Origin of the sequence: Hoeflea sp. YIM 152468, assembly GCF_029210485.1 — a bacterium.
GTDB lineage: Bacteria > Pseudomonadota > Alphaproteobacteria > Rhizobiales > Rhizobiaceae > Hoeflea.
On sequence record NZ_JARGET010000025.1, the window covers coordinates 95258 to 118773 of the forward strand.

The 23516-nt window shown below is 59.9% G+C and carries 20 protein-coding genes and 1 tRNA gene; 19 read left to right on the plus strand and 2 right to left on the minus strand.

Annotated features, from left to right (window positions below):
* Nucleotides 1–50: 50 nt before the first annotated feature.
* Nucleotides 51–2246 carry a hypothetical protein gene (locus tag PZ897_RS13315; RefSeq protein ID WP_123644160.1) on the minus strand — a complete coding sequence of 732 codons (2196 nt, stop codon included), beginning with the start codon at nt 2244–2246 and terminating at the stop codon, nt 51–53.
* A gap of 391 nt (nt 2247–2637) precedes the next feature.
* On the opposite strand from PZ897_RS13315, the gene PZ897_RS13320 reads away from it, so the two are divergent.
* The 8 genes from PZ897_RS13320 (at nt 2638) to PZ897_RS13355 (ending at nt 12353) form a co-directional block, all read left to right on the plus strand.
* Entirely contained in the window at nt 2638–3093 is a 456-nt protein-coding gene (locus tag PZ897_RS13320; RefSeq protein ID WP_275752839.1) for a DUF2924 domain-containing protein, read from the plus strand.
* Nucleotides 3090–4412 (plus strand): recombinase family protein, encoded by a 1323-nt coding sequence (locus PZ897_RS13325; protein ID WP_275752841.1) that lies wholly within the window; start codon nt 3090–3092, stop codon nt 4410–4412. Before PZ897_RS13320 ends, PZ897_RS13325 begins: the two co-directional genes overlap by 4 nt.
* A complete protein-coding gene (locus PZ897_RS13330) occupies nt 4409–4813 on the plus strand; it encodes a hypothetical protein (protein ID WP_275752843.1) in 405 nt (134 codons plus the stop codon). The genes PZ897_RS13325 and PZ897_RS13330 overlap by 4 nt, the downstream gene beginning before the upstream one ends.
* A gap of 305 nt (nt 4814–5118) precedes the next feature.
* Nucleotides 5119–5310, plus strand: coding sequence for a helix-turn-helix domain-containing protein (locus PZ897_RS13335; protein ID WP_275752845.1), 192 nt, complete (start codon nt 5119–5121; stop codon nt 5308–5310).
* The gene (locus tag PZ897_RS13340) at nt 5307–6854 is read left to right on the plus strand and encodes a type I restriction-modification system subunit M (RefSeq protein WP_275752847.1); all 1548 of its coding nucleotides are present in this window, start codon (nt 5307–5309) and stop codon (nt 6852–6854) included. Before PZ897_RS13335 ends, PZ897_RS13340 begins: the two co-directional genes overlap by 4 nt.
* Nucleotides 6851–8098, plus strand: coding sequence for a restriction endonuclease subunit S (locus tag PZ897_RS13345; RefSeq protein WP_275752849.1), 1248 nt, complete (start codon nt 6851–6853; stop codon nt 8096–8098). Before PZ897_RS13340 ends, PZ897_RS13345 begins: the two co-directional genes overlap by 4 nt.
* Nucleotides 8099–9259, plus strand: a complete 1161-nt coding sequence (locus PZ897_RS13350; protein WP_275752851.1) for an anticodon nuclease — start codon at nt 8099–8101, stop codon at nt 9257–9259.
* Nucleotides 9252–12353, plus strand: coding sequence for a type I restriction endonuclease subunit R (locus tag PZ897_RS13355; protein WP_275752853.1), 3102 nt, complete (start codon nt 9252–9254; stop codon nt 12351–12353). Before PZ897_RS13350 ends, PZ897_RS13355 begins: the two co-directional genes overlap by 8 nt.
* Nucleotides 12354–12662: 309 nt before the next feature.
* Here PZ897_RS13355 and PZ897_RS13360 read toward each other — a convergent pair.
* A tRNA-Ser gene (locus PZ897_RS13360) sits at nt 12663–12752 on the minus strand.
* A gap of 323 nt (nt 12753–13075) precedes the next feature.
* On the opposite strand from PZ897_RS13360, the gene PZ897_RS13365 reads away from it, so the two are divergent.
* The 11 genes from PZ897_RS13365 to PZ897_RS13415 all read left to right on the plus strand — a co-directional run bounded on the left by PZ897_RS13365 (nt 13076) and on the right by PZ897_RS13415 (nt 23463).
* Nucleotides 13076–13693, plus strand: coding sequence for a 50S ribosomal protein L21 (locus tag PZ897_RS13365; protein WP_275752855.1), 618 nt, complete (start codon nt 13076–13078; stop codon nt 13691–13693).
* A gap of 79 nt (nt 13694–13772) precedes the next feature.
* On the plus strand, nt 13773–14042 hold the full coding sequence (rpmA, locus tag PZ897_RS13370) for a 50S ribosomal protein L27 (protein WP_275752856.1): 270 nt from the start codon (nt 13773–13775) through the stop codon (nt 14040–14042).
* Nucleotides 14043–14171: 129 nt separating this feature from the next.
* On the plus strand, nt 14172–14864 hold the full coding sequence (locus tag PZ897_RS13375; protein WP_275752858.1) for a GNAT family protein: 693 nt from the start codon (nt 14172–14174) through the stop codon (nt 14862–14864).
* A 304-nt stretch (nt 14865–15168) separates the two neighbouring features.
* Complete coding sequence (gene obgE / locus PZ897_RS13380; RefSeq protein WP_275752860.1) at nt 15169–16206, plus strand: GTPase ObgE; 1038 nt, start codon at nt 15169–15171, stop codon at nt 16204–16206.
* A gap of 2 nt (nt 16207–16208) precedes the next feature.
* Complete coding sequence (gene proB / locus PZ897_RS13385) at nt 16209–17330, plus strand: glutamate 5-kinase (protein WP_275752861.1); 1122 nt, start codon at nt 16209–16211, stop codon at nt 17328–17330.
* Nucleotides 17331–17456: 126 nt separating this feature from the next.
* Entirely contained in the window at nt 17457–18740 is a 1284-nt protein-coding gene (locus tag PZ897_RS13390) for a glutamate-5-semialdehyde dehydrogenase (protein WP_275752862.1), read from the plus strand.
* A 35-nt stretch (nt 18741–18775) separates the two neighbouring features.
* Nucleotides 18776–19381 (plus strand): nicotinate-nucleotide adenylyltransferase, encoded by a 606-nt coding sequence (locus PZ897_RS13395; protein ID WP_275752887.1) that lies wholly within the window; start codon nt 18776–18778, stop codon nt 19379–19381.
* Between the two features lie 49 nt (nt 19382–19430).
* Nucleotides 19431–19892 carry a ribosome silencing factor gene (rsfS, locus tag PZ897_RS13400; RefSeq protein ID WP_275752864.1) on the plus strand — a complete coding sequence of 154 codons (462 nt, stop codon included), beginning with the start codon at nt 19431–19433 and terminating at the stop codon, nt 19890–19892.
* Nucleotides 19893–20131: 239 nt separating this feature from the next.
* Nucleotides 20132–20614: a 23S rRNA (pseudouridine(1915)-N(3))-methyltransferase RlmH gene (gene rlmH / locus PZ897_RS13405; RefSeq protein WP_275752865.1), complete on the plus strand. Its 483-nt coding sequence runs from the start codon at nt 20132–20134 to the stop codon at nt 20612–20614.
* A 94-nt stretch (nt 20615–20708) separates the two neighbouring features.
* On the plus strand, nt 20709–22151 hold the full coding sequence (locus PZ897_RS13410; RefSeq protein ID WP_275752867.1) for a peptidoglycan DD-metalloendopeptidase family protein: 1443 nt from the start codon (nt 20709–20711) through the stop codon (nt 22149–22151).
* Nucleotides 22141–23463: a S41 family peptidase gene (locus PZ897_RS13415; protein WP_275752869.1), complete on the plus strand. Its 1323-nt coding sequence runs from the start codon at nt 22141–22143 to the stop codon at nt 23461–23463. The genes PZ897_RS13410 and PZ897_RS13415 overlap by 11 nt, the downstream gene beginning before the upstream one ends.
* Nucleotides 23464–23516 lie beyond the last annotated feature (53 nt).

Genomic DNA, 23516 nt, shown 5'->3' on the forward strand with positions numbered 1-23516 from the left:
ATCAGCGGTTTGTTAGACCGTCCCGCCCGAAACCCTAGATGAACTCTAGATCACGCGGTGTCGGTCGCCTCGCCGAGACGCCAATAGCGATTGCTCGAGCCGTGCCGGATGTAAGTCGGATGCGCCTTCGCCCATGCGCCGGAAGAGAACAGCTGTCTGGGATTGTCAGACCCCATCCCGTCCATCAGGACCTTGGTCAGCCGCTGGCCTGTGCCATCGGTCGCCGCTTCAACAAGGCTTTCGAAGAGTTGGATCTGGCCCGCGCCGTCAAGCGTTAGCGGATCGAGACCCGGGATGATGAGCGTCGCAGAGCGAGGCGTGTGTCGTACAACTTGGGCGACTTGCGCGGAGGACGCCAGCGTTCGGTTCGCCTCGAATCGCCGAGCCATTTCCTCCTGGTCCAGATCGCCGAGGCTTCCGTCCTGAAGCAACAGGTCGCGTAGCGCGATCACGACGTTCGGCCCGAGGAATCGTGGTGGATCATTGGACACGGCGAGTACGAGACCAGGACCCGCCGTATGTCGCGACCGAAGCGCATTCTCGACATTCTCGCGGGCTTTCAGATCGGCAAGGCGGCGCGCCAGGTAAAGCGGGACCTTTCGCTCACCCAGTGCAATCGGCCCAAGCGAGACGAGGAACTCGTTGATGGTTTCGATGTTCCTGATACCGAGAGAGCCAGCTATCGCCTGGTGGATGGTTTCGGCGAGCCATGCTCGATCGATCCCGTACTCGATCGCATTGGTGTCGAGACGCAATCCGTCCGCCTCCCCAAAGGAACCGGTTTGTCGAACCGTCCCCGGCTCCGGACCCGTTTCCTGCTCAACTTCGACAACCTCATCGTCATCCTCGGCGAGCCCAATCACCTGCCGCCCTTTGCGGGCAATCAATCTCGCACTCACCAAGCGGGCTGGATCGACGCCCGCGGAGTTGAAGAATGCACCTGCAACAGTGTCGCCGGGCAGGTCGTACAGCGACAGAAGAAAGCCGAACCACTGCGCCCGTTCCTGATCGGTGAGCGTCCGCAGGTTCTGCGTAAGACCCCAGTGTTCGAGCAGTCGGAACCCAAGGTCCCGAAGGAACGGATCGCGCATGCTCTGCACGTCCGAACTGCTGCCATTCGAGATCGAGACCCGGAAGGTTCCCTTCTTGCCGTCTGATCGACGGGTGTAACCAATTGCGATGGCGATTTTTGTGAAGCCGAAACTCCGGATCAGGGTGGCTGAATTGGCGACGTATTTCCGGACAACGTCCTCCATCGTGTCTTCTATGGTCACCTTGATGTTCAGCCGCCGGCCCCACGAGCCGAGGCGCACCTCGGCCTCGACTACCGCCGCCAGCGTGATCTCGACATCGTCGAAATCCGGGCGATCCAGATCGAAGGAGGACCTGAAGCGTTCGAGGTTAAACTCTCGGCGGGTCAGCGGCTTGGCCGAAGGCGGGCGCCCTAGAACGACCTCCGCGAAGACTTTCGAGGTTTTTTCGCGAACCTCGCCGCTGGCTGATGCGACCTCGATTTTCTTCAGCTTGGGCGTGTAGATCAGGACAGCCTCGTGTGATGGCCTGTAGTAGTGGACGGTCCAGCCCCCTTCCTCGCGATGATTGTCGATACTTGACAGGGGCCCGGGATGGCGCAGGGCGACCATGAAGGACGGCGGGTAGTTGGCGGTCTCGGGCAATTCGAGGACGGACGCGGTGACCTTGCCCTTCAGTCCCAGAGCTTCCTGAACAGCGTCACAGAGCTTCTCGTCAGGGATTCCCTCTGCGTCGGCAACAGAATCGTGGTCGAAGTCCACCTCGCAGCATGTGTAGTACGTCCGCCGTTCTCGATAGCGCCGCGCGGCATAGAAGCTCTGGGCGTCGTGAAAGTGCATCGGGAAGACCGTGCGCATCCAGATGCTCTTGCACAGCAGGTCAGGCTGGGACTCATAATGGTCGTAGTCGACATTCTGCAGCCGTTGCCCCGCAACCGTGTCGAGTGAGGTCGCTCCCTTGTCCTGGCCCATGTCGAGCAGAGCGCCAGCGATGCCCTCAAGTAGCCCGATGATTTCCTTGTCCTCCGAACGCAGGTACGCACTCAGCGCGGCCTTGCCTTGATCATCGGTCGTGCCATCAATGATTTCCGGCGGAGCGAGAAGAGTGTCGTCGGGCCGTTTGAAGCTGGCGAGAAACTGCCGGACCAGCGCAGCTGGGGCGCCCTGAAGGATACTCCCGAGGTTCGGTCCGAATTCGCTCTTCCTCCGCGCCATGAACTCACCTCAATGAACAACTGCTCTCGATTGATTCAACCCACGATAATCATGGACATATCCGTGATCGGCAACCCCTGATGTTCTCTCCCTGTTCGCATTTCTGCATTCCGTTCTTCTGAGATGTCCCGTCCCGGGCGGCCGGGTGGCTTTTGATCGGTAACAGCACCACCGATCACGGCTACCAAGACATGAAACGACCCAATCCGCTCCCGCCCGACCAGATGACCGCCGCCGAGCGCCGCGCCGAGCTGTGCGGCCTGCTGGCACTCGGGCTGCTTCGGTTGCGGATGCGGGAGACGGGCGAAGTATCTGACGATACTGGAGAACGTTGCCTACACTATCCGCCCGACCGATGCCGTCATGCAACTCCAACTCGCCGGAGAAATGCATGAACAAGCCCGATCCCATCCCCGCGCGCCTGGCCGCGCTCAAGAGCACGCCGACACCCGACCTGAAGCAACAGTGGCGCGACCTGTTCGACAGCGAGCCGCCACCATTCAACCGCCGCTACCTCGAGTCCCGCCTGGCTTACCGCATCCAGGAACTCGCCTACGGCGGGCTGAAGCCCGAAACGATCCGGCGCTTGGAGCGGCTGGGCGAGGAACTGGACGGCGGCGACAAGAGGAAGCGCGGCATCCGCGCCGATCGCGACCGCCCCATCACCGGTACGCGCCTTCTGCGCGAATGGCAGGACGTCGAACAGGTCGTCACCGTCACCGCCGACGGGTTCGAATGGCAGGGGCGGCCCTACAAGTCGCTGTCCGCCATCGCCCGCGCCATCACCGGCACGCGCTGGAACGGTTGGGTCTTCTTCGGCCTCAAGAACCACAGGGGGCGGCCATGACGAAGCCGCCCGAGAAGTCGAAGGTCGTCCGCAAGCTGCGGTGCGCGGTCTACACACGCAAATCCTCCGAGGAAGGGCTGGAGCAGGAGTTCAACAGCCTCCACGCCCAGCGAGAGGCCTGCGAGGCGTACATCGCTAGTCAGCGGTCGGAAGGCTGGGTGCTGGTCCGCGATCAGTATGACGACGGCGGCATCTCGGGCGGCACGCTGGACCGGCCCGGCCTGAAGCGGCTGCTGGAGGACATCGAGGACGGGCTGGTCGACGTGGTCGTCGTCTACAAGATCGACCGCCTCAGCCGCTCGCTCGCCGACTTCGCCAAGCTGGTCGAGGTGTTCGACCGGAACGGCGTGACGTTCGTCTCGGTCACACAGTCGTTCAACACCACCACCTCCATGGGGCGACTGACGCTGAACATCCTGCTTTCCTTCGCCCAGTTCGAGCGCGAGGTGACGGCCGAGAGGATCCGCGACAAGGTCGCCGCCAGCCGAAAGAAGGGCATGTGGATGGGCGGGGTGCCGCCCTACGGCTATCGCGTCGAGAACCGGAAGCTGGTGGTCGACGAAGACGCCACCGCACATGTCCGCTGGATCTTCGAGCGCTTCCTCGAGATCGGGTCGTGCACCGAACTGGCGCGGGAGGTCGGCACGCGCGGCATCCGGACGCCGCGCGGGAACAGGATCGACAAGAAATACATCTATCGGATGCTCTCGAACCGCGCTTACATCGGCGAAGCGGTCCATAAGGGCGACAGCTATCCCGGCGAACACGACGCGATCATCGACCGCGAGATTTGGGACCGTGTCCATGCGATCCTGCAGGAGAGCCCGCGCAAGCGCGCGGCCCGCACCCGCGCCGACACGCCTGCGCTGCTGAAAGGTCTGCTCTACGGCCCCGACGGGGCGGCCTTCTCGCCGACGCACACGCGCAAGAAGGGCAAGCTATATCGATACTACGTGAGCCAGACGGTGCTGAAACATGGCGCCGGATCATGCCCGGTCGGCCGCGTGCCGGCAGGCGAGATCGAGGCGGCCGTCATCGACCAGCTCCGGACCGTGTTTCGCCAACCCGAAATCGTAGCGGGCATATGGAAAGCGGCACGCCCCCATGCCGACGACATCACCGAAGCCGACGCCGGAGCGGCCCTGCAGCAGATCGACCCGCTGTGGGACGAACTGTTCCCCGCCGAGCAGGCCCGCATCGCGGCGCTTGTGATCGAACGGATTGACCTTGCTATTGACGGGCTGAATGTTCGCATTCGCATGGATGGTCTGACCGCGCTAGCGCAGGAATTGATGACAGATATTGGGGCGGCAGCATGACCCGCGCGAAGTCAGTGCCGGAAACTGTGACCCTGCACGTCCCGTTCCGCGCCGTGCAGCGCGGTGGGCGCAAGGAGATGCAGATGCCGGACGGTGCTGTTCAGCCGCGCCGGACAGATAGCGCCCTCGTCAAGGCGCTGGCTCGTGCGTTCCGCTGGAAGCGGATGCTGGAGTCGGGCGAGTTTGCCACTATCGCAGAATTAGCGGAACGCGAGCGTATTGCCCCTTCCTACATGACCCGCGTCCTGCGTCTCAGCCTGCTGGCACCGGATATCGTCGAGGCGGTTCTCGATGGCACGCAGTTCGCAGACCTGAACCTAAAGACCGCAATGCAGCACTTTCCCGGCGAATGGACGGCGCAGGTTTCCAAATTCAATGGACGCGACGCACTGGAGTCCTGACTTTTGTTGCACCCGGCGCCGGGCCGCGAGGCATGCGAGAGCGGTATCGCGGCGCGGAGATAAGCGTCAAAGCGCGCGCAGGCAGCATCGACTGGACCGTGGGCAGAGCTAGAGGACTTGGGCGGTGACGCGGCTCAGGTGCCCGAACATCGAAGACAGCGACAAAACCTGAATACAATGAGCGGCACGCCCAAAGCCAGCCCGATCTCATCAGAACTCTGAAATTTCTTGGAATTCCCGCCTTGCAGGAATCCGCAAATTTCCATAGAAATCTCAAAAAGGATGATTTTGGGAAAGAACTTCACATGGCAACCGACATCATGACCATTGATGAAGTCGCCGACTATCTCAGGATCAACAAGAAAACCGCTTACCGCCTTGCGGCCGACAGCAAGCTGCCCGGCTTCAAGGTTGGCGGCACCTGGCGGTTTCGGCGCGTGGATATTGAGGACTGGATCGAGCGTGAAGCCAGCCCGAAGAAGGACAAAAAGAGATGACCGGCCAGGAACAACGCGCGGCGCTACAACGGAAAATCTGGGACATCGCGAACGATGTGCGCGGCTCGGTCGATGGCTGGGACTTCAAGCAATATGTCCTCGGCACGCTCTTTTACCGCTTTATCAGCGAGAATTTCGCTGCATATATCGAGGCGGATGACGAGAGCATCAACTACGCTGGTCTTCCCGACGATGTCATCACCGATGACATCAAGGATGACGCGATCAAAACCAAGGGCTATTTCATCTATCCCAGCCAGCTCTTTGCCAATGTCGCCAAGGACGCCAACACGAATGACAGCCTGAACACCGGTCTGGCGCAGATCTTCGCGGCGATCGAGTCCTCCGCCAACGGCTACCCCTCCGAGCAGGACATCAGAGGTCTCTTCGCGGACTTCGACACGACCAGCACGCGCCTTGGCAATACGGTGACGGAGAAGAACAGCCGCTTGGCGAAAGTGCTGAAACGTGTTGCGGAATTGGATTTCGGAGACTTCAACAATAGTCAGATTGATCTTTTCGGCGACGCCTATGAATTCCTGATCTCGAACTACGCCGCCAATGCGGGCAAATCCGGCGGGGAATTTTTCACCCCGCAACATGTCTCGAAGCTTATCGCCCAGCTCGCCATGCATGGGCAGGAAAAGGTCAACAAGATTTACGACCCCGCCTGCGGCTCTGGCTCCCTGCTGCTGCAAGCCAAGAAGCACTTTGACGCGCACATCATAGAAGAAGGTTTTTTCGGCCAAGAGATCAATCATACAACCTACAACCTCGCCCGCATGAACATGTTCCTGCACAACATCAATTACGACAAGTTCAACATCCAGCGCGGCGATACGCTCACCCAGCCGCATTTCCAGGACGACAAGCCCTTTGATGCCATCGTTTCCAACCCGCCCTATTCGGTGAAGTGGATCGGTTCGGACGATCCGACCCTGATCAATGATGATCGCTTTGCTCCGGCGGGCGTGCTCGCGCCCAAATCCAAGGCCGATTTCGCCTTTGTGCTGCACGCGCTGAGTTACTTGTCGGCCAAGGGCCGCGCGGCGATTGTGTGTTTTCCAGGCATTTTCTATCGCGACGGGGCAGAGAAGAAGATCAGGCAGTATCTGGTCGACAACAATTATGTTGAGACAGTGATCGCGCTCGCCTCCAATCTCTTCTACGGCACGACCATTGCAGTTACGATCCTGGTGCTGGCCAAGAACAAGACCGACACGACCATCCAGTTCATCGACGCGACCGGCGAAGACTTCTTCAAGAAGGCCACCAACACCAATCTGATGACGGATGATCACATCGCGCGAGTGATGGACATCTTCGATGCGAAGGAAGACGTGCCACATGTCGCCGCCTCAGTGCCCTATGGAACCATTGTGGAGCGGGGCTATAACCTCTCCGTCAGCTCCTATGTCGAGCCGCGCGACACGCGTGAGATCGTCAATATTGAAGAGCTGAATGATCAGATCCGCACCACTGTGGAACGGATCAATCAGCTGCGCGCCGACATCGACGCCATCATTGCGGAGATCAACGCATGAGCGCGGCGGGTTTTCTGGAGAAGCTACTGGGCGACGCTGAGGTTGAGTGGGTGCCTCTGGGGGACGTCACTCAACCAACAGCGAACATCAAATGGTCTGAAGCCGACGGCGTTTACCGATATATCGATCTCACGTCCGTCGACATCAAAGCCAAACGCGTTACCGAGGCAAGCGAGATTACAGCCGAGACGGCGCCAAGCAGAGCGCAGAAACTCGTTGAAGAAAATGACGTCATTTTCGCCACGACGCGCCCCGCGCAACAGCGATACTGCCTCATCGACCCGGAACTGGCCGGAAACGTCGCCAGCACGGGTTACTGCGTGCTCAGAGCAAAGCATAATCAGGTTCTACCCAAGTGGATTTTGCACTGGCTTAGTACAACAGAGTTCAAGAATTACGTCGAAGAGAACCAGAGTGGCGCTGCATACCCTGCGATCTCAGACGGCAAGGTAAAGTCGTTTGAAATCCCCATCCCATGCCCGGATGATCCGGTGAGGTCGCTGGCAATACAGAGGGAGATTGTCCGGATACTCGACAGCTTCAACGAGCTTACCGCCGAGCTTACCGCCGAGCTTACCGCCCGCAAAAAGCAATACAACCACTACCGCGACCGGCTTCTAAGCCACCCTTCTGGGAAAATGGCATGGAAGCCTCTTGGCTGGGTTGGTGAAGTACGCATGTGCAAACGAGTGATGAAGAACCAAACATCAGAGGCGGGAGACATCCCGTTCTTCAAAATCGGGACGTTTGGTCGAGAGCCAAATGCCTTTATTTCCAGAAAGCTATTCGAGGAGTTCAGAAAAAAATATAATTATCCAAAGATTGGCGACGTTTTGATATCTGCCAGCGGTACAATCGGTCGAGCAGTGATATTTGATGGTGAAGAGGCATATTTCCAAGACAGCAACATTGTTTGGCTCGAAAATGATGAGAGCAAGGTTCTGAACAAGTACCTTTTCTACTTCTACCAGATCGCAAAATGGCACGTTTCAGATGGTGGTGTGATCAAGCGTCTATACAATGACAACATCAAAAAGACATTGATTGCTGTACCGTATCCCGACGACCCCGAAAAATCGCTTGAAGAACAGGCCCGCATTGTCGCAATCCTCGACACGTTCGACACGCTGACGACTTCGATCAGCGAAGGCCTGCCCCGCGAAATCGAGCTGCGTGAAAAGCAATATGCTTATTACCGCGATCAGCTGCTGAGCTTTCCCAAGCCTGATGCAGAGGCGGCGTAAATGGGACAGACGCTGACCGAAATCGCTGAAACGCTGCGGAGCGCCGATAAGAAGGTGCAGCTGATCTATGCGTTCAACGCCTCCGGCAAGACGCGGCTGTCCCGCGCATTCAGAGAGCTGATCGACCCGAAGACCGAGGAACGGGACGACGATTATCGCCCCAAGGTGCTCTACTATAACGCCTTCACCGAAGACCTATTCTACTGGGACAATGATCTGACCGGCGATACCGAGCGGAAGCTCTGTATCCAGCCGAATGCGTTCACCAGATCCGCCTTCGAGGATTTCGGGCTCGACCTCAATGTGATCACCGTGTTTCAGCGTTACACCCAGCCAAATCTTACGCCCCGCTTCAATGAGGAATACAAAACCAAAGACAAGGACGACAAAGAGATTACCATCCCGGCATTTTCCGAAGTGATCTTCACACTGGGGCAAGATCCGGAGACCGACCCAGAACGCCTCAAAATATCGAAGGGCGAAGAAAGCAACTTCATCTGGAGCGTTTTTTATTGCCTGCTAGATCAGGTCATCAGCACCCGTAACGTAGCTGAAGTCGATGAGCGCGAGACGGATCAGTTTAATGACCTCGAGTATGTCTTCATTGATGACCCGGTCAGTTCGCTTGATGAGAACCACCTCATTCAGCTCGCCGTCGACGTCGCGGACCTGATCAAGAGAAGCGATGCGGTGAACGGCCTGAAATTCATCATCACGACACACAGCCCACTTTTCTACAACGTGCTGTTCAATGAGCTGAAAAAAAAGACCTCCTACATGCTGAAACGGCTTGAGGATGGAACGTTTGAGCTGACAGAGAAGAACGGCGATTCAAACCAGAGCTTTTCTTATCACCTTTACCTCAAGCAGACGCTGGAGGAGGCAATCGCGGCAGACAAGATCGAGCGCTATCACTTCACCCTGCTGCGAAATCTCTATGAAAAGACATCGAACTTTCTGGGCTATCCGCGATGGTCAGAGCTGCTGCCGGGCGACCAACAACTTTACATGAACCGCATCATTCAGTTTACGAGCCATAGCACGCTCTCCAGTGAGACCATCGCCGAGCCCTCGCCGCAGGAAAAGCAGACGGTGAAGCTCCTGCTGGATCATCTGCGCAACAATTACAGCTATTGGCAGGAGGACGCCTCGAATGCCTGAGCAGACGACCCCGATCGCCGAGACCAATCGCTTTATCGTTCTCGATAAATACGTGCGCGCCTGGGAGGCGGCTGACAGCTATCAGTCTGAGGCCGACTTGGAGCGCGAGCTTGTTCAGGACCTGCGCAATCAGGGCTATGAGTTTCTTGACGATCTGAAATCAACGGGCGCCATGCTGGCGAATGTGCGTACACAGCTGCAAGCGCTCAATAATGTTCAGTTTACTGAGAAGGAATGGGCGCGGTTCGTTGAGACCTATCTGGATCGCCCCAGCGACAGCGCCACTGACAAGACCCGCAAGATCCACGACGACTACATTTTTGACTTCGTCTTCGATGATGGCCGTATTCAGAACATCTATCTGGTCGATAAGGCCAATGTCTGCCGCAACAAGGTTCAGGTCATTAAGCAGTTCGAGCAAGCGGGCACTCATGCGAACCGCTACGATGTGACCATTCTGGTGAACGGGCTGCCACTGGTGCAGGTCGAGTTGAAAAAGCGCGGGGTCGCCATTCGGGAAGCGTTCAACCAGATCCACCGTTACAGCAAGGAGAGCTTCAACTCGGGCAGTTCGCTCTTCAAGTACCTCCAGATCTTCGTGATCTCGAACGGCACGGATACGCGCTACTTCGCCAACACGACCAAGCGCGACAAGCACAGCTTCGACTTCACGATGAATTGGGCGCAGGCGGATAACAGCCTGATAAGGGACCTCAAGGACTTCACCGCGACCTTCTTCGAGAAGCGCACCCTTATGAAGGTGTTGCTCGATTTTTCCGTCTTTGATGTCAGCGACACGCTGCTTGTGATGCGACCATATCAGATCGCCGCAACAGAACGCATTCTGCGGAAGATCAGAAGTTCCTTCGAGGCCAAGACACTTGGCAAGCCGGAAAGCGGTGGTTTCATCTGGCACACAACGGGCTCAGGCAAGACACTGACCAGCTTCAAAGCGGCCCGCCTCGCCACCGAGCTTGATTTCATCGACAAGGTATTCTTCGTGGTGGACCGCAAAGACCTCGATTACCAGACGATGAAAGAGTATCAGCGCTTCTCGCCCGATAGCGTCAATGGATCAGACAGCACCGCCGGATTGAAGCGGAACCTCTCCAAAGACGACAACAAGATCATCGTCACCACGATCCAGAAGCTCAACAATCTGATGAAGAGCGAGGGCGACCTGCCGGTCTATACCCAGCGCGTCGTCTTCATTTTCGACGAGTGCCATCGCAGCCAGTTTGGTGAGGCACAGAAGAACCTCAAGCGGAAGTTCAAACAATTCTGCCAGTTCGGCTTCACCGGAACGCCGATCTTTCCGGAAAATGCTTCGGGCGCGGAGACGACGGCCAGCGTATTCGGGAGCGAACTTCATTCCTATGTGATCACCGACGCGATCCGCGACGAGAAAGTGCTGAAGTTCAAGGTCGATTACAACGATGTGCGCCCGCAGTTCAAAGCGATCGAAACCGAACAGGACGAAAAGAAGCTGACCGCCGCTGAAAACCGGCAAGCTCTTCAGCACCCCGAACGAATCGCAGAGATTTCCCAGTACATTCTCGATAACTTCCGCCGCAAGACGCATCGTCTCTATGGAGACAATAAGGGCTTCAACGCCATGTTCGCGGTGAGCAGCGTTGATGCAGCCAAGCTCTATTATGAGAAGCTGAATGCGCTGCAGGATGGTAGCGACAAGCCGTTGAAGATCGCGACCATCTTTTCATTCGCAGCCAACGAAGAACAGGATGCGATTGGCGACATTCCTGACGAGAGTTTTGAGGTTTCGGCGCTTAACAGCAGCGCCAAGGAATTCCTGAACGCCGCCATCGCGGACTACAACGCCTGTTTCCGAACGAATTTCAGCGTCGATAGCAAAGGCTTCCAGAATTATTATCGGGATCTGGCGAAACGGGTGAAGTCCAAGGAAGTCGACCTGCTCATCGTGGTTGGCATGTTCCTGACCGGCTTTGACGCGCCAACCCTGAACACGCTGTTCGTGGACAAGAATCTGCGTTTTCACGGCCTTATACAAGCCTACTCCCGCACCAACCGCATTTATGATGCGACCAAGTCCTTCGGCAACATCGTTACCTTCCGTGACCTGGAAGAGGCGACCGTCAAGGCGATCACACTCTTTGGCAACGCCAATACCAAGAACGTCGTTCTGGAGAAGAGCTACTCAGAATACATGGAAGGTTTTACCGACCAGACGACAGGCGAGGCGCGGCGCGGCTTTATCGAGGTCGTCCGTGAGCTGGAAGAGCGTTTCCCGGACCCCGCCGCCATCGAAAAGGAAGCGGACAAGAAGGCCTTTGCGAAGCTGTTCGGCGAGTATCTCCGTGTTGATAATATCCTTCAGAATTATGATGAGTTCTCCAGCCTAAAAGAGCTTCAGGAGATCGACGAGAGTGACGCCGAAACGGTGAGAGCGTTCAAGGAGCGGCATCATTTGAGTGATGATGACGTTGACGAGCTCAAGAGCATCGAGATGCCTGCTGACCGAAAGGTCCAGGACTACCGTTCGACCTACAATGACATCCGGGATTGGCTTCGCCGTGAAAAGGCGAGCGCCGAGCAGGTTGAGTCAACGATCGACTGGGATGATGTCGTCTTTGAGGTCGACCTCTTGAAGTCCCAGGAAATCAATCTGGATTACATCCTTGAGCTAATCTTCGAGCACAACAAAAAAACGAAGAGTAAGTCAGAGCTCGTTGGCGAAGTTCGCCGTGCCATTCGCGCCAGTATTGGCAACCGCGCGAAAGAAAGCCTCATCGTCGATTTCATCAATCAGACAAACCTTGACGAACTGGGGGACAAGGCCGGGGTGATTGAGGCATTTTTTGCCTTCGCACAAGCAGAACAACGCCGGGAAGCGGAAGAACTGATAACCGATGAAGAATTGAACGCGGATGCCGCCAAGCGCTACATCGCGACGTCGATCAAGCGCGAATATGCGAGCGAAAACGGCACAGAGTTGAACTCGATCCTTCCAAAAATGAGCCCGCTCAATCCACAATACCTGACCAAAAAAAGAGATGTGTTCCAACGCATCTCTGCGTTCGTTGAAAAGTTCAAGGGTGTTGGCGGAAAAATTTAGGCGTTTTCATGATCGATGGTCGCGAACCACTGCATACCAGCTGAGGTTTTCGATCCGAGTCGCGCCCGCATGCCGATTGTCCGCGGCAAAGGTACAGTTCTAGCGACCTAAAAAGAGTAGAATTTTCAGAACCTTGTAGAACTGTACCTATTGAGCGCAGTCAACAGGTCCGGAGAATATCGGCTTGGAGAGAACGCTTTGGGCCATCTTCGCTCCGGGGACGGTGAACAGCCCCTCCCGTATAACCCTTGAATATAACGAAAAAATTCGGCCTCAGCCGGATCGGGAGAACGCTTTCGCGGGGTCAAGTGGCGGAGAGGGTGGGATTCGAACCCACGGTGGAGTTGCCCCCACGCCGCATTTCGAGTGCGGTACTTTCGACCACTCAGCCACCTCTCCGCGTCTGGTCGGCGCAACATCAGTGCGCGGGCGCTTCCATAACCTCGCAGCGCGGCTTGCACAAGAGGTAACTTTGCCATCAGGGCCTGGAAGGGTCCCGCACACCCAATTTGGCTTGACTCATGGCCCGGTCTCACGTATCTCGCGACCCGAATGCGGCGTGGGGGTTCCTGCGCCGCTGGCCTTTGCTTGAGGTATCCGCACAACAGGGCCTCAACCAGGCTTCACCCGGTCATCCGGCAACGGACCGGCCGATTTATCCGACTGGCAAAAAGACGGCCCACTGTAACGGTGAGAGCCGGACGAACACGAAAGGACAAAAGATGTTCGCAGTCATTAAGACAGGTGGCAAGCAGTACCGCGTCGCCGCCAATGACATCCTGACGATCGAAAAGCTCGAAGGCGCCGCAGGCGATACGGTCGAGTTCGCTGAAATCCTCATGGTCGGCGAAGGCGCCGGCGCAACTGTTGGCGCACCCTTTGTCGAGGGCGCCATGGTCGTTGCCGAAGTTGTCGAGCAGGGCCGCGCCCGCAAGGTTCTGGCCTTCAAGAAGCGCCGCCGTCAGAATTCCAAGCGCATTCGCGGTCATCGCCAGCACCAGACTGTCGTCAAGATCACCGACATTCTGACGGGTGGTGCCAAGCCGTCCAAGAAGACTGCCGCGAAGAAGGACGCCGCTCCCAAGGCGGAAGCCAAGACGGCTGAGGCCAAGACCGCGTCGCTGTTCACCGCACCAAAGGGCGAGCCCGATGACCTGACCACGATCAAGGGCATCGGCCCGGTCGCTGCCGGTCAGCTCAACGAGCAGGGCATCACCACCTTTGCCCAGATCGCCAAGCTCAGCGACAAGGATATCGTCCGCATCGACGAAGCCATGCCGTTCAGCGCCGACCAGATCTCGGACTGGCGCGACCAGGCCAAGGCACTGGTGGCCAAGTAATCAACCGCCCGTTCGGGCCCTGGCGGCATAAAGCCGCAAACAGACAATCGCCCTCTAGCGGCGGAACAGGAGCAGACCCATGGCACACAAAAAAGCTGGCGGCTCAACGCGCAACGGTCGCGATTCCGAATCCAAGCGCCTCGGCGTAAAGAAGTTCGGTGGCGAGTCCGTCATTTCCGGCAACATCATTCTGCGTCAGCGCGGCACCAAGTGGCATCCAGGCACCGGCGTAGGCCTTGGCAGGGATCACACCATTTTTGCCGTGCAGCCGGGCAATGTTGACTTCCGCAAGAAAGCCAACGGCCGAACCTATGTGTCCGTTATCGCGAAAGCGGAAGCAGCGGAATAAGCCGGATCGCATTTTGCAAGCCGGTGTCGCATCGACCCGGCCTTTGCAGGCATCCTCCGGATTACCGGATAAAGACAAGGGGAGATGGGACACCATCTCCCCTTTTTTTGTTCACAACGGAGAATGACCATGAGACAAGACCCAGATTCAAGCCCCGGCCTCGGCGCCAGAGCGCCCAGAGACAGCCTCAGCGGCGGTCCAGCACCACAGGATGCGGAAAGCTTCGAACGGACGGCATCAAGCTATGACTGCCCCATCCTTCTGAGCAAGAACCTTGTCTTGCGCGCGCCCCACACCGAAGACATCGACGCAATTGCCATTCTCGCCGACAATCCGGCGATCGCCAGCATGGTGTCCCGCATCCCGCACCCTTACGGTCGCGCCGATGCGGAAACCTTTGTGCGATCCTCGTCAAAACGCGAGAATGGCAATTGCGTCTACGCCATCACCGACTCCGAAACCGGCAAGCTCTTTGGCTGCTGCTCACTCGAGAGCGCCGAGGGCGGCAAGGCACTCGAACTGGGCTATTGGATCGGCGAGCCGTTCTGGCGGCGCGGCATTGCCACCGAAGCGGTGCACGCGCTGGTCGACATGGCCTTCCGCAGCCGTGACATCGAGTACATCACCGCCAGCTGCCGGGTCATCAACCCGGCCTCCCGCCGGGTGCTTCAGAAAAGCGGCTTCCAGTTCCAGGGCAGCGGCATGGTCAACATCCTGGCGATCAACGCCGCTGCGGCTGTCGAATGGTTCAGGCTCGACCGCAAGACCTGGATCTCGCTGATCAGTTGGGCGAACGAGAACAACCAGGCGGACCGGTCGTAAACAAGTCGTAAACACAGGCACCGGAGCCACCACTCCGGTGGGCCCTGGCCGACATTGAAGGGTCATGCAGGATGGCCTCATGACCCTTCTGCGCGCCTGTCGATTGCCCGGTTCGGGGTCGGTTTTGCCGCGGCGCTGACCGGCGCCAAGACGTTTGAACCCTGGCTGAACCCGACGCTGGGCCCTGCCACCTGCAGCAATAGGCTTTGACCTTGCCGCTCGAGCCGTTTATCGATGCCGGTAAAGCCGGAGGCGCGCGCCTGTCCGGCCGCCTCGCGTTCAAAGTCCGGATCGGTACACTGAAATGAAATTCCTCGACGAAGCCAAGGTCTATATCCGCTCCGGCGACGGTGGCGCCGGCAGCGTCTCGTTCCGGCGCGAGAAATACATCGAGTTCGGCGGGCCCGATGGCGGCGATGGCGGCCGTGGCGGCGATGTCTGGGTCGAGGCCGTCGACGGGCTCAACACGCTGATCGACTACCGCTTCCAGCAGCATTTCAAGGCCAAGACCGGGGTCCACGGCATGGGCCGCAACCGCACCGGCGCCGGAGGTGACAGTGTCACCCTGAAAGTGCCGGCCGGCACCCAGATCTTCGAGGAAGACAACGAAACCCTGATCTGTGACCTGACCGAAGTCGGCCAGCGCTACCGCCTGGCCGCCGGCGGCAATGGCGGCTTCGGCAACGCGCATTTCAAGTCGGCCACCAACCAGGCCCCGCGCCATGCCAATCCCGGCCTGGAAGGCCAGGAAAAGAACATCTGGCTGCGGCTCAAGCTGATCGCCGATGCCGGGCTGGTCGGTCTTCCCAATGCCGGCAAATCGACCTTTCTTGCAGCCGTCACCCGGGCGCGGCCGAAGATCGCCAATTATCCCTTCACCACGCTGCACCCCAATCTTGGCGTCGCCACCATCGACGGCCGCGAATTCGTGCTCGCCGATATTCCCGGCCTGATCGAGGGCGCCCATGAAGGCGTCGGCATCGGCGACCGTTTCCTCGGTCATGTCGAACGCACACGGGTGCTGTTGCATCTGGTCTCGGCGCTCGAGGAGGACGTTGCGAAAGCCTACACGACCGTCCGCCGCGAGCTCGAGGCCTATGGCCAGGGCATCGCCGAAAAGCCCGAGATCGTGGCGCTCAGCCAGGTTGATGTGGTCGATGCGGACTCGCGTGCCGAGAAGGTCCGGGCGCTGAAGCAGGCCGCCGGACGCGCACCCTATGAAATCTCCGCCATCACCAGTGAAGGCATGACCGGCGCCTTGCGGGCGTTGCGGGACATCATCGTCAGCGCCCAGGCTGACGGGACCGCCCTCACCCCGGACAAGGACGACGCGGACCGGTGACAATGACTGCCATTCGCAAACCTGTGTGTGCGCACAAGCGCATTGTCATCAAGATCGGCTCGGCGCTGCTGGTGGACCGCGCCAGCGGGTTGAAGACGGCATGGCTTGAATCGCTCTGCGCCGACATCACCGAGCTGAGACAGGCCGGCGTCGAGGTTCTGGTGGTCTCCTCTGGCGCGATTGCCATGGGCCGGACAGTGCTCGGCCTTGCCGCAGGCAGCTTGCGGCTCGAGGAAAGCCAGGCCGCGGCAGCCGTCGGCCAGATCGCTCTGGCCCGGGCCTGGTCGGCCAGCCTGTCGACCCACGGCATCGTCGCCGGGCAGATCCTGCTGACGCTTGGCGACACCGAGGAACGGCGGCGCTATCTCAATGCCCGGGCAACCATGGGTGAACTGATGCGGCACGGCGCCGTGCCGATCATCAATGAGAACGACACTGTCGCCACCAGCGAAATCCGCTATGGCGACAATGACCGGCTTGCCGCCCGGGTGGCCACCATGATCGGCGCCGACCTGCTGGTGCTGATGTCCGACATTGACGGGCTGTACACCGCCCCGCCACACCTCGATCCCGAAGCCCGCTTTCTCGAGATCATCGAGACAATCACCCCCGAGATCGAGGCCATGGCTGGCGACGCCGGCTCCGAGCTATCGCGTGGCGGCATGAAGACCAAGATCGACGCCGGCAAGATCGCCAATGCCGCCGGCTGCGCCATGATCATCGCCTCGGGCAAATCCGACCATCCGCTGTCGGCCATCGACACGGGTGCGAGGTCTAGCTGGTTCCAGCCCTCCGGCACGCCGCAGACGGCGCGCAAGACCTGGATCGCCGGCCAGCTCGACCCGTCGGGCAAGCTCATCATCGACGCCGGGGCCGAAACCGCGCTGCGCTCAGGCAAGAGCCTGCTTCCGGCGGGCGTCAGGGCTGTGGCCGGTGATTTCCATCGCGGGGATCCGGTTGCCATCTGTGATGCCGGCGGTCGCGAAATCGCCCGCGGGCTGTCAAGTTATGATGCCGATGAAGCCCGCCGCATCGCCGGGTGCAAGTCCGGCGAGATCGAAGCCATTCTGGGCTATTCCAGACGCGCTGCCATGATCCACCGTGACGACATGGTGATCACCTGAGACGGCTCACCGGCTGGCTTCTCCCGCGCCAGAGCTCTGCCAATCCGGCCTCGATCTGCCTGCGGCTTTACGGCGTCACGCTGATTGCGTAAGACACCTGCCTGATCCTAATGCGGGAGATCCCTCATGCTCGACAAATCCGAGAGCCAAGCCGACATTGCAATGCTGATGGCCGACATCGGCCGCCGGGCGAAAGCGGCTGCACGACCGCTGGCCATTGCCGGCACGAGCGTGAAAAACGCCGCGCTCAACGCCATGGCCGACGCCATCGCCGCCCGCCGGCAGGATATCCTCGACGCCAATGCAATCGACGTTAAGGCCGCGCGGCAAAGCGGCATGGCCAGCTCTTTCGTCGACCGCTTGCAGCTTGATGACAGCCGCATTGATAGCATCATCGATGGCATACGCGCCATCGCCGGGCTTGCCGATCCGGTTGGCACGGTGATCGCCGCCTGGGACCGCCCCAACGGGCTCAGGATCGAGCGCGTCCGCACCCCGCTCGGCGTCATTGGCGTGATCTATGAAAGCCGCCCCAATGTCACGGCCGATGCCGGCGCCCTGTGCCTCAAGTCCGGCAATGCGGTCATCCTGCGCGGCGGATCGGATTCATTTCATTCCTCCCGCGCCATTCATGCCTGCCTGACCGAAGGGCTGGAAAGCGCCGGCCTGCCTGCTGACGCCATCCAGATGATCCCGGTCAGCGACCGCGCCGCCGTTGGCGAATTGCTCACCGGTCTGGGCGGGGCCGTTGATGTGATCGTGCCGCGTGGCGGCAAGAGTCTGGTCGCCCGTGTCCAGGCCGACGCCCGCGTGCCGGTTTTTGCCCACCTCGAAGGGCTCTGCCACATCTATGTCGACAAAACCGCCGACCCGGCGATGGCACGCGCGATTGTGGTCAACGCCAAGATGCGCCGAACCGGCATATGCGGTGCCGCCGAAACCCTGCTCCTCGACCGCGCCGTTGACAGCGAACTGGCCGCCGACATCCTTGCCGATCTGACCGCGGCCGGCTGCGAGATTCACGGCGACGGCGCAGTCATGGCGCTGCTGCCCGAGGCAAAACCCGCCACGGAAGAGGATTGGCGCACCGAGTATCTCGAGGCGATCATCGCCGCGCGGTTCGTCGACGGCCTCGACGGCGCCATCGCCCACATTGCGCAGTGGTCGTCCAGCCACACCGAGGCGGTGATTGCCGAGGACGCGGGCGTGGTCGAGCGGTTTTTTGCCGAAGTCGATTCGGCCATCCTGCTGCACAATGCCTCGACCCAGTTCGCCGATGGCGGCGAGTTCGGCATGGGCGCCGAAATCGGCATCGCCACGGGCAAGATGCACGCCCGAGGACCGGTGGGAGTGGAGCAGCTAACTTCGTTCAAATACCGGGTGCATGGCACGGGCCAGACCCGGTCTTGACGTCGGCACGCGCCAACGCTCCACCGCATCTGAAAATGCCCTATGTCGAACGGGGCATGACCGTCGGTCTGTTCGGCGGCTCCTTCAACCCGCCGCATCAGGGCCATCGGCTGGTTGCCGAGATCGCCTTGCGCCGCCTCGGTCTCGATCAGGTCTGGTGGATGGTGACGCCGGGCAATCCGCTCAAGAGCCACAGTGAACTGGCAAGTCTTGCGGACCGGGTGGCGTTGAGCCGGGAGATGGCGCCAGGCCCGAAGGTCAAGATCACAGCGTTCGAGGCCGCTCACGATCTGCGTTACACCGCGCAGACCCTGGCCTTCGTCAAGGCCCGCAACCAGGATGTCCATTTCGTCTGGATCATGGGAGCCGACAATCTGAGGCATTTTCACCAGTGGCAAAACTGGCGCGACATTGCCGAGACCTTTCCCATCGCCGTGATAGACCGGCCCGGCTCGACACTCGCCTATCTGTCTTCGAAAATGGCCAAGACATTCAGCCATGCCCGCGTCGACGAGGATGACGCAGCCATGCTGCCCTTCCTGCCCGCACCGGCCTGGACCTTCATTCACGGCCCGCGCTCGTCGCTGTCCTCCAGCGCCATCCGCAGCCAACGCGCCAACAATCCAGACCCCGCATCTTGAAAAGCCCCATGGTCCGTGACTATCTTGGTACCATGTTGCAGCCGTGTTGATGGCTGCGGCGATTGCTGGACTGTTCAGGACAAGGAAAGGAACCACTCTGAGAACAGAACACACGAAGAGAAATGCCGGTGGCGATTTCTCGCAAGCGACGGGAAGCGGCGATAAGCTCGCTCTGCGTCAGCTTACACTGGTCCGCGACAGCCTGGCGGACTCCAAGGCGGAAAACATCGTAGCTATCGACATCGCAGGAAAATCGGCGCTCGGCGACCATATGGTCGTGGCATCCGGCCGGTCGAATCGCCATGTCGCATCCATTTGCGACCATCTGATCACCGAACTCAAGGCCGCCGGCTTCGGCGATCTGAGGGTCGAGGGTCTGGCAACCGGCGACTGGGTGCTGATTGATGCTGGTGACATCATCATTCACATCTTCCGGCCCGAGATAAGGGAATTCTACAACATCGAGAAGATGTGGCAGGTTCCCGACATGGAAGACGGAAAACTGCACTGACCGGCGCGCCGGCACAAGCCGGCGACCGGTGCACAGCCTGCCGATCGAGCCCCAATGCCACACCATTGGCCCTGGTGTGTCTGCACCTGTGCCTGGTCCAAGCACCACGCCGGACCCGGCACCCGACAGCGAGCCTCCCGACCAGCGATGTGACGATGGCCAGGGCTTTGTCTGCTTATGACCCGAGCGCGCCGGAGCGAACCTTGTCCGCGCGCTTGCCAACCTGAATTCGGATCGGCATGCGCATCACTCTTTTTACCGTCGGACGGCTCAAGGCAGGCCCGGAGAGCGAGCTATCGAAACGCTATCTGGATCGCTTTGCCAAATCCGGCAGCGCAATCGGACTGGATTTTTTCAAGACCATCGAGGTGCCTGAAAGCCGTGCCTCCTCCGCCGGCCAGCGAAAGCGCGAGGAAGCCGGGCTGCTCGAACGGCATCTGCCGGAGGGCGCCGCCCTTGTGCTTCTCGATGAGCGGGGCAAAGCGCCGGATTCACCCGGTTTTGCCGAGACTCTCGCGACGCTGCGCGACGATGGCCGCCGCGACTTGGTGATTGCCATCGGCGGCGCTGACGGGCTTGATCCCGGCCTGCACGCAAAGGCCGAGGCGGTGATCTGTTTTGGCCGGATGACCTGGCCGCATCAGCTAGTGCGTATCATGGTTGCCGAACAGCTCTACCGCGCGGTGACCATCCTGTCCGGACATCCCTATCATCGAAGCTGAACCGGGCGCCCTGGCCACACCTGGTCGCAAAGATGTGACCGCCGGGGCAATATGGTTCATGGAGCGTTAACGCGAAATTCGCTAGGGTGTTGCCATGTGGAGAGCCTCGTCCGTACAGCCCTTGCCCGGTGCAACACTGACCGGCATCAACCGGTGCATGCCGCGTAAGCGGGCTTTGCGCGGATCGGGGAGTCTTGTCCTGATTGCATCGGTCTTCCTCATCACGTTCGCCACCCCCGTCTATGCAACAGAGCCGGGCGTGCCGGGTTCCCCGGATGTGGGCAGCGACCTCGAGCGGGAAAGACAGGCCAGCACGGCGGAACTGCAAACCGTTGCCGAACAGGCAGCACTGGCGGCCAAGGCTCTGACCGCGCTGGAGCAAGACATCGTTGCGCTGCGTGCCGACCAGCAGGCGCTGGATGAAAAGATTGCCCAGGCCGCAGCCAGCCGCGCCATGCTCGACGAACAAATCAGCGCCGGCGAACAATCCATGACCGGCCTCTCGGAACGGCAGGAAGCGGTTCGTCTGTCGCTCATCTCCCGCCGCAGCATCCTGGCCGAAGTGCTGGCGGCCCTGCAGCGCATCGGCCGCGACCCGCCGCCGGCCTTGCTGGTCAGCCCCGAAGATGCCCTGTCGTCGGTAAGAAGCGCCATTCTTCTCGGTGCGGTGGTGCCGGAGATCCGGGCCGAAACCGAAGCCCTTGCAGGCGACCTGAAGGAACTTGCAGCCCTGCGCGAGGCAATCGCACTGGAGCGCCAATCGCTGACGGCGGCCCTTGCCCGGAACGAGGCGGAAGAACAGCGCCTCGCCGAACTTGCCTCCGAGAAGACAGCGCTGCAGGCCGAAAGCCAGCGGCGGCTCGACCGCGAGCGTGAGCGTGCCGAAGCACTGTCCGTGCGCTCTGCCGAGCTGGAATCTGTCATTGCCACCCTGGCCGGCGAGATCGTATCGCTCAGACAGGCGGCCGAGGCGGCGCAGAAGGCCGAGCAGGAGCGCCAACGGCAACTGGCCGAGAAACTGGAACGCGCCCGTGCCTTTGCCGCTGTGGCGGTGCCCGACAAAAACCGCATTATGCCTGCATATAATTTCTCGAAACTGCACGGCACCCTGTCCCGGCCGGCAAAAGGCGAGACGCTTCGCTATTTCGGGGCCGATGACGGAACCGGTCACACGCTGGCGGGTGAAATTCTGGCCACCGAAGCAGGCGCAACCATCGTTGCACCTGCCGATGCCTGGATCGCCTATGCCGGCCCGTTCCGGAGCTACGGCCAGGTGGTGATACTTGAGACCGGCGAAGACCATCACGTGGTGCTGGCCGGCATGGAAAAGGTCAATGTCGCGGCTGGCCGGTTTGTTGTTTCAGGAGAGCCGCTGGCAACAATGGGGCAGACGAGATTTGCAGGTTCTGCTGCTTTGACGCTGGCATCGGAGCGCCCAACGCTCTACATTGAGTTCAGAAAAGACGGTCAACCGGTCGATCCGCGTGCGTGGTGGAAAGATGCAATGTCTTCAAGAAGGGCTACAAATGATACGTAAGGTGACACTTTTGATGGTTGGCGCGCTGATGGGCGCAACGGCTGTGGGCGCGATCAATTCCTATAGCGCATCCGCCAACGCGGCGGGAACGGCTACCTACCGTCAATTGGCCATCTTCGGCAATGTGTTTGAGCGGGTTCGGGCTCAGTACGTCACGCCGCCGGAAGAGGAAAAGCTGATCGAAAGCGCCATCAATGGCATGCTGACCTCGCTTGACCCGCATTCGAGCTACCTCAACCAGGAAGCTGCCGATGACATGCGCACCCAGACCCGCGGCGAGTTCGGCGGGCTCGGCATCGAAGTCACCATGGAGGACGAGCTGGTCAAGGTGATCACGCCGATCGATGAAACCCCCGCCGCACGTGCCGGCGTTCTGGCCGGCGACTTCATTTCCGAGATTGATGGCGAAGCCGTGCGCGGCCTGTCGCTGAGCGAAGCGGTCGAAAAGATGCGCGGACCGGTCAACACCGCCATTGAACTGACGGTGCTGCGCGAAGGCGCCGACAAGCCGATCAAGATCAAGGTTGTCCGCGACATCATCGCCGTCAAGGCGGTCCGGTTCCGCACCGAGGAAGATGTCGGCTACCTGCGGGTTATCTCGTTCACCGAAAAAACCTATGACGATCTCTCCGACGCCATCGAGAAGATCACCGAGGAAGTCGGCGAGGACGAGCTCAAGGGCTTCGTGCTCGATCTGCGGCTCAATCCCGGTGGCTTGCTCGACCAGGCAATCAGCGTTTCCGACGCCTTCCTCGATCGCGGTGAAATAGTCTCCACCCGTGGCCGCAACCCGGAAGAAACCCGGCGCTTCAATTCCCGTCCCGGCGATCTCACCGGCGGCAAGCCGGTGATCGTGCTGATCAATGGCGGTTCTGCTTCGGCCTCCGAAATCGTTGCCGGCGCGCTCCAGGATCATCGCCGCGCCACGGTTCTGGGCACCCGCTCGTTCGGCAAGGGATCGGTGCAGACCATTATTCCGCTCGATGCCCAGACCGCACTTCGCCTGACCACCGCGCTCTACTACACGCCGGCGGGCACGTCGATCCAGGGCACTGGCATCAAGCCGGACATTCGGATCGAGGAACCGGTCCCCGAAGAGCTGCGCGGCCGGGTGAAGCCGTCCGGCGAAAGCGAGCTGCGCGGCCATATCCAGGGCGAGAACGAGGATGACGAAGGCTCGGGCTCGATCGCCTATGTGCCGCCGGATCCGAAGGACGATGTCCAACTCGGCCATGCACTCGATCTGCTGCGCGGCATCAAGACCGACCCGGCCTTCCCGCCGAACCCGGATCAGGCTTCCGTCAAGAACTGATTTTCTTGCTGATCCGCCGCCAGGCCTGCAAGCTGGAACTGACCTGACTTGCA